Source organism: Bradyrhizobium sp. CCH5-F6 (assembly GCF_001556045.1).
Lineage (GTDB): Bacteria > Pseudomonadota > Alphaproteobacteria > Rhizobiales > Xanthobacteraceae > Bradyrhizobium.
On record NZ_LSIC01000143.1, the window covers coordinates 22,731 to 29,396 of the forward strand.

The 6,666-nt window shown below is 63.3% G+C and carries 6 protein-coding genes; 1 reads left to right on the forward strand and 5 read right to left on the reverse strand.

Going from position 1 to position 6,666, the window contains the following annotated elements; translation table 11 throughout:
* Genes AX729_RS25655 through AX729_RS25665 form a run of 3 tightly spaced genes read right to left on the reverse strand, consistent with a single transcriptional unit; the run spans nucleotide 1 to nucleotide 3,208 of the window.
* Nucleotides 1–852 (reverse strand): ABC transporter permease, encoded by an 852-nt coding sequence (locus AX729_RS25655; RefSeq protein WP_061026990.1) that lies wholly within the window; start codon nucleotides 850–852, stop codon nucleotides 1–3.
* 18 nt (nucleotides 853–870) lie between these two features.
* Nucleotides 871–2,475 carry an ABC transporter substrate-binding protein gene (locus AX729_RS25660; protein WP_061026991.1) on the reverse strand — a complete coding sequence of 535 codons (1,605 nt, stop codon included), beginning with the start codon at nucleotides 2,473–2,475 and terminating at the stop codon, nucleotides 871–873.
* A gap of 28 nt (nucleotides 2,476–2,503) precedes the next feature.
* Complete coding sequence (locus tag AX729_RS25665; protein ID WP_245325380.1) at nucleotides 2,504–3,208, reverse strand: SDR family oxidoreductase; 705 nt, start codon at nucleotides 3,206–3,208, stop codon at nucleotides 2,504–2,506.
* A 638-nt stretch (nucleotides 3,209–3,846) separates the two neighbouring features.
* On the opposite strand from AX729_RS25665, the gene AX729_RS25670 reads away from it, so the two are divergent.
* The gene (locus AX729_RS25670; protein ID WP_061026993.1) at nucleotides 3,847–5,634 is read left to right on the forward strand and encodes a peptide ABC transporter substrate-binding protein; all 1,788 of its coding nucleotides are present in this window, start codon (nucleotides 3,847–3,849) and stop codon (nucleotides 5,632–5,634) included.
* 276 nt (nucleotides 5,635–5,910) lie between these two features.
* Here the strand turns inward: AX729_RS25670 and AX729_RS25675 are convergent, their stop codons facing one another.
* A complete protein-coding gene (locus tag AX729_RS25675) occupies nucleotides 5,911–6,096 on the reverse strand; it encodes a hypothetical protein (RefSeq protein WP_061026994.1) in 186 nt (61 codons plus the stop codon).
* Nucleotides 6,093–6,254: a DUF2934 domain-containing protein gene (locus tag AX729_RS38930; RefSeq protein ID WP_082770539.1), complete on the reverse strand. Its 162-nt coding sequence runs from the start codon at nucleotides 6,252–6,254 to the stop codon at nucleotides 6,093–6,095. The genes AX729_RS25675 and AX729_RS38930 overlap by 4 nt, the downstream gene beginning before the upstream one ends.
* Between the last annotated feature and the right edge of the window lie 412 nt (nucleotides 6,255–6,666).

The following is a 6,666-nucleotide window of genomic DNA, read 5'->3' on the forward strand; positions in this document are numbered from 1 at the left end:
TCATGCGGACACCTCGATGCGGGGATCGATCCAGGCCGAAACCAGATCGGTGACGAGATTGGTGATCACCACCAGCAGCGACGAGCAGAACAGGATGCCGAGCAGCAGGTTGACGTCGCGGGCGAAGATCGCATCGAACGTCAGCCGCCCGAGGCCGGGCCAGCCGAACACGGTCTCGACCACGACGGAGCCGCCAAGGATGCCGCCGGCGTTGACACCGAGCATGGTGATCATCGGCAGCAGCGCGTTGCCGACGACATGTTTCGTGTAGGCCTGCCGCCGGCTCATGCCCTTGGCGTAGGCGGTGCGAACGAAATCGAGCGAAGCGACGTTCAGCACGGAGGCGCGCATCAGGCGGATGAACACGGCCATGTAGAATACCGTGAGCGTCAGCACCGGCATCACGGCGTGGCGGGCATAGCCGATCAACGCCAGGAGCGAGATGACGACGTCGGACAGCGAGTTTTGCCGGACAGCGGCGAGCGTGCCGAGGCCGATCCCGAGCAGGAACGCGGTCCCAAGCGAGGCAATCATCAGGATCGCGGTTGCCGCCAGCTTGTCGGCAATCAGGGTGGCGACCGGCATGTTGTCCTTGAAGGAGTAGCCGAGATCGAGACGCAGCAGGTTGAAGGCGTAGCGCTGGAACTGCACCCATAGCGGCTGGTCGAGACCGAACCGCTCGCGCAGCAGCGCGACATAGCCGGCATCGCCGCCGCCCCCCTGCCCGGCCATCACCTCGGCGAGATCGCCTGGCGCGAGGTGAACCACCGCGAAATTCACGCAGACGATGCCCACGACGATGATGCAGGCCTGCGCGAGCCGGCGGAGCAGAAATGTGGCGTAGCGGGACAATGGCGTCTTGCGTCCTTGCTAGCGGGCGAGATAGGCCTCGGCAAAACTGCCGTGAGCGCCGAGCGGATCGACCTCGATATTCATGACCGTCTTGCTCTTGATGGTGATGTAACGCGCGTCGGCGATCGGAAACAACGGAAGGTCCGTCATGACGATCTTCTGGAAATCGCGGAACAGCGCGGCGCGCTTGGCGGGATCGACCTCGGTCTGGGCATCTTCCAGCGCCTTGTCGGCCTCCGCGCTGCTGTAGCCGCTGCCGTTGGAGAAGGCGACACCGGGCACGATGTTCTTGGACCAGTAGAAGCGCTGGATCCCCACGGTCGGGTCGGTCAGCCCGAATGCGCCTGTCGAGGTGGTGTCGAAATCATAGTCCTTGTAGACGCGGCGGTAATAGGTCGGGAAGTCCTGATTCCTAATGTCGACGGCGATGCCGAGCTGCGCCATCTGCTGCTTGAAATAGTCGCCCGTGCGCGAGAAGTGGTCGCCAGCCGGCAGCGGATCGTGGGTGATCTTGAAGCGCAGCCCGTCGCTCTGACGCTTCATGCCGGCCTCGTCGAGCAGCGCATTGGCCTTGGCGATGCTGAACTCATATTGAGGGACATCGGCCGTATAGAACTTTGCGTTCTCGTAGGAGATCGGCCCCGTGGCCGCCTTGGCGAAGTCGAAATAGATGCTCTTGCGAACGAAGTTGCGATCGATCGCGTGGTACATCGCCCGGCGCACGCGAACGTCCTGGAAATAGGGACGCCGCAAATTGAGCTCCATGAAGGCCTGAAACGCCAGCGCCTCGCTGCCTTGCACCGGGATTTCCAGCGTCGGCAGGGCCGCAAGCCGGTGGGCATCGGCCAGCGGCACCGGGATCGCGCCGGCAACGTCGAGCTCGCCCGCCTCCAGCGCGACCGCACGAGACGCGGCGTCCGGTATGATCACCATCACCACGCCGTCGAGATAAGGCTTCGGCGCATCCCAATAGTCGGGATTTCGCTCGAAGATGATGTACTGGCCGCGTTGCCACTCCTTGAACTTGAAGGGACCGGTGCCGATCGGCTTCAAATTGGCGGGATTGGTGAGGATGTCCGTGCCCTCGTAGAGATGCCGAGGCAGGATCTGGGATTCCACGGAGGCGAGAGAGTTCATGACATAGGGCGAGGGCCGCTCGAACTTGAAGATCGCCGTCAGCGCGTCAGGCACCTCGACGTCGGCCAGATAGCGGTAGGTCGAGCGTCCGCGCGGATGCAGCTCTTTCCAGACTTTCAGCGCCGAGAACTGGACGTCGGACGCCGTGAACGGCTTGCCATCGTGCCACTTCACGCCGGGCCTGAGCTTGAACGTGATCGACTTGCCGTCGGCGGAGACATCCCAGGACAGCGCGAGCTGCGGCTTCGGATTGAGATTGAAATCGTAACACGCAAGGCCGTCGAACAGCTTGCCGGAGATCTCGTAGATCTGCCCGGTCGAGTTGAAGGCGCCGGTCAGCATCACCGGTTCGGCGATCCACATCCTGAGCAGGCCGCCCTTCTTCGGGGTCGCGGCGTACGCGCGAGATACGACGGCGGGCATCGCGACGCCCGCAAGCCCGGCCGCGGCAAAACCGGCGAACACATTCCGTCTGGTGAACGACATCGGCAAAACCTTCTCGCGTTGAATTTCGTCAGTCGGAGTAGACAAATCCGCCGGATGCCTGACGGGTCGGATAGGCATCGATGCGGCTGATGTTGACATGCGGCGGAGCCGACAAGGCGAACATGATCATGTCGGCCATGTCCGCCGGCTGCAGCGGCTCCTTGCCGTCGAGAAACTTTTCCCTGGCGAGCTTTGCGTCGCCGCTCGACACCGCGAAGGCCTCGGTCGCCACCCGGCCCGGTACGATCTCGGTCCAGCGAATGCGCGACCCGTTGGTGTCGAGCCGCATCACGTCGAGGAATTGCGACACCGCCGCCTTGGTCGCGGAGTACATCGCCGAGCCGAGCATCGGATAATGGCCCGCCATCGAGCTGACGATGACGACGTGTCCCTTGTTGCGGCTCATCATGCCTGGCAGAACGCAGCGCGTCAGGTGCGCCACGGCTCGGAAATTCAGGTCGATCAGCTGATCGATCTTCTCGAAAGGGTAATCGTAAAGCCGGGCATTGTGCGAGGCGCCGGCATTGTTGACGAGGATATCGACATCGAGGTCGCCGATCGCCTTGCGGCAGGATTCGGCGTCGGTGATATCGAGCGCGTGCGCGATGCAGCCCGTGCGTTCGCTCAGTTCCTTCAGCCGCTCGGCGCGCCGGGCGATGGCGTGCACCTCAAATCCCGCGGCGGCGAGTTTTTCGACCGTCGCGGCCCCGATGCCGCTCGATGCTCCCGTCACCACAGCCGTTCGATACGAACCATGACCCGCCACAAATCTCTCCCAAATCGCGCGTTCCGTCATGAAATGATCGCATCACGGCATTGGAATTTTTTTGCCTTTTTGACCGAAGAGCCGGATGACTGACCGAAGTTTCATCTCAGCGGGGCCGATTTCGCGCCCTCTGCGCTCTCCTGCCAGCTCGACGGCACGAGCGCCCTCGAGCCTGGCCGAGCGAACCGAATTCGCTGCTCCGCCGCGCGAAATCAATGAAATGGAAAACCATATTGCCGGGCCCTCGGCGGGCGCACGTTCTCCATTCGACATCAAGCGGAAAACTAACCGTGCCGAGCGCCTTTCATGTGTGGCGATTTCCCGGCGGCGGCAATGATTCTTTCGCCAGCGCAACACTCCGAAACTTGATGGATCCGCGCCTGCCGGGTTAGCTTTCCGGTGCGGCCTTAGAACTTCCCCAAGTTCACCTAGATCGCACCGGATCGCCCCTGGATATCCCAGGCGGCGATCCGGCTCCGTCGCCCGAAAGCGGCGCTCTCCACATCGTCATTTCGTCGCATTCCCGCCCTGCCGGCATTGCCGCCCCGGCCGTCATGAAACATGATGGCTGCCTGGTGAGGCGTAGCGCAGGTGGAGGACATCCGATGGACGAGAACGAAATCCGCGGTTTGATCGCCGAGGTGAAGCAAGGCCGGCTGTCGCGACGCTCGTTCATCCTGAAAGTCGCCGCAATCGGGATCGCGGCACCGGTCGCGAGCCAGATCCTGGCGTGGCACGACGTGGCGATGGCGGACGCCACGCTTGCCTACAAGCCGACCAAGGCCGGCGGCGGCGGCCTGCTCAAGATCCTGCTCTGGCAGGCGCCCACCCTGCTCAATCCGCATTTCGCGCTCGGCACCAAGGACCAGATCGCCACGCGCATCTTCTTCGAGCCGCTCGCCGGATGGGACAAAGACGGCAATCTCATTCCCTGCCTGGCCGCCGAGGCGCCGACCAAGGCGAACGGGGGCCTTTCGGCCGACGGCATGAGCGTGACCTGGAAGCTGAAGCGCGGCGTGACGTGGCATGACGGCAAGCCCTTCACCGCCGACGACGTCGTGTTCACTTGGCAGTACGCCGCGGACCTCGCGACCGCGGCCTACACCACGGGCTCCTACAAGGACATCAAGGTCGAGAAGATCGACGACTACGCCGTCAAGGTGCTCTTCAAGGCGCCGACGCCGTTCTGGGCCGATCCCTTCGTCGGCTCGGTCGGCCAGATCCTGCCAAAGCACCATTTCGGCGACTATGTCGGCGCAAAGTCGCGCGAAGCCCCGGGCAATCTGAAGCCGGTCGGCACCGGACCGTACAAGTTCGTCGAGTTCAAGCCCGGCGACATGATCCGCGCCGAACGCAACCCCGACTATCACGTCAAGAACCAGCCGCATTTCGACACGCTCGAGGTCAAGGGTGGCGGCGACGCGGTATCCGCGGCGCGCGCCGTGCTCCAGACCGGCGAGTACGATTTTGCCTGGAACATGCAGGTGGAGGAGGAGGTCCTCAAGCGCATGGAGGCGGGCGGCAAAGGCAAGCTCGACATCACGCCGTCCGGCAACGTCGAGTTCATCATCCTCAACACGACGGATCCCTGGACCGAGGTCGATGGCGAGCGTTCCAGCGTCAAGACCAAGCACCCGACGCTGTCCGATCCCGCCGTTCGCCGGGCGATCAATCTCCTGATCGACCGCGATTCGATCCAGAAGTTCATCTATGGTCGCGGCGCCGTCGCAACCGCGAGCTTCGTCAACGCGCCCAAGCAGTTCAAGTCGCCCAGGCTGAAATACGAGTTCGACATCGACAAGGCCAACAAGATCCTCGACGAGTCCGGCTGGACCAGGGGCGCGGACGGCATCCGCGAGAAGGACGGCAAGAAGCTCAAATACGTCTTCCAGACCTCGACCAACGCCCCGCGCCAGAAGACCCAGGCCATCATCAAGCAGGCCTGCCAGAAGGCCGGCATCGAGATCGAGATCAAGGCGGTCACCGCATCGGTGTTCTTCTCCTCCGACGTCGGCAACCCCGACACCTACTCGAAATTCTATGCCGACATGGAGATGTACAACACGACGCAGCCGCAGCCCGATCCTGAGCGATTGCTGAACCAGTGCGTATCCTGGGAGATCGCCACCAAGGACAACAAATGGCTGGGCCGCAACAACTCGCGCTATTCCGATCCCGAAGCCGACAAGGCCTACAAGGCCGCGCAGAACGAGCTCGATCCGGTCAAGCGCGCCGCGCTGCTGATCAAGGTCGACGAGATCTTCTGCGGAGCCAACGTGTTCCTGCCGCTGCTGTCCCGCCACATCGTCAACGCCAGCGTCAACAGCCTCATGACCGACATCTCGGGCTGGGACACCATCACGTGGAATCTGGCAGCGTGGCATAGGAGCTGACGTGGTTGCAGGTACCCGCGTGCATCTGACCACGCGTTCGCCATCATCTTTTCCACTGTGTGCTCCAGATCACAGCAAAATCACGTACCTTGCCCTACAAAGATGAGGCATGGCCGCAAACAAGGTAACGGCGGTACGCACGAGCTGCGGAGGCGATCAACAGCTACGGACTTTTCGAAGCCGTCAGGATGAAGAACCCGGCGGCTTTTCCTTTGCAAGGGACACGCAAGCGGGAGAGGGAGCCCACTCGACCATCGCGGCTCATCTCATCCCGCTTCAGTGCCACGTCGTGTCCGCTTCGACGATCACCACTCTCGTTTCGGGATCTTCGGCCGTGTTGCAGGTGCAGGGCATCCCCTCGCCGCAGCGGCAGCCGCCCAGCTTCTCGCTCCAGGCCCGGAGCGGATGGTTCTCGCAGACCCATCCGAGACCGTGGCAGAACGGGCATGCCGCGTCGGTCAAAGCGAATCCGGCGTGCGCAACGTGCTCGACTTGTCCTCGTTGCGCAGCTCCTGCTCGGCGGCGTGCCAAAAGTCCTCCTCGCGGCCTTCGGGCTTGCCGGCCTGCTCCCACAATTGATGCGCGCGTTCTCTGATGTCTTGCTCGGTCGGCTCGGCCATTGCATCTCCTGCTTGTGAAGCACGGCCCCACCCGGGGGGCATGGGGGCTTGGAGGTGGGGTCGTGCAGGCCAGCCATCGGCGGCGAGGCCGGCCCGCGGATTCAAGTTCCGACCATGCGCAAGAGTTCCTCGCGCCAGCCGCCCGCCATGCGAAATCCGTTCCGGCCGGCGAACCCGCGGCTGGCCTCGCTCGTCGGGCAGCGGCCACGGCTTCGCGCTCTCGCGGCGCAATCCGCCCGAGCTTTGCTTCGTCGCTCTCCCTCTCGAGTCAAGAGGGCACAGGGAAGGCCGGGTGCTGACAACGCACCCGCGGTCTGCTGCGCAAAATGCACACGCAGAAAACCGCACAGCAGCATACAGGTGGTGCCGATCACTCGGCCTTCCCTGCGCGATGGTCGGACGGCTTATGCCG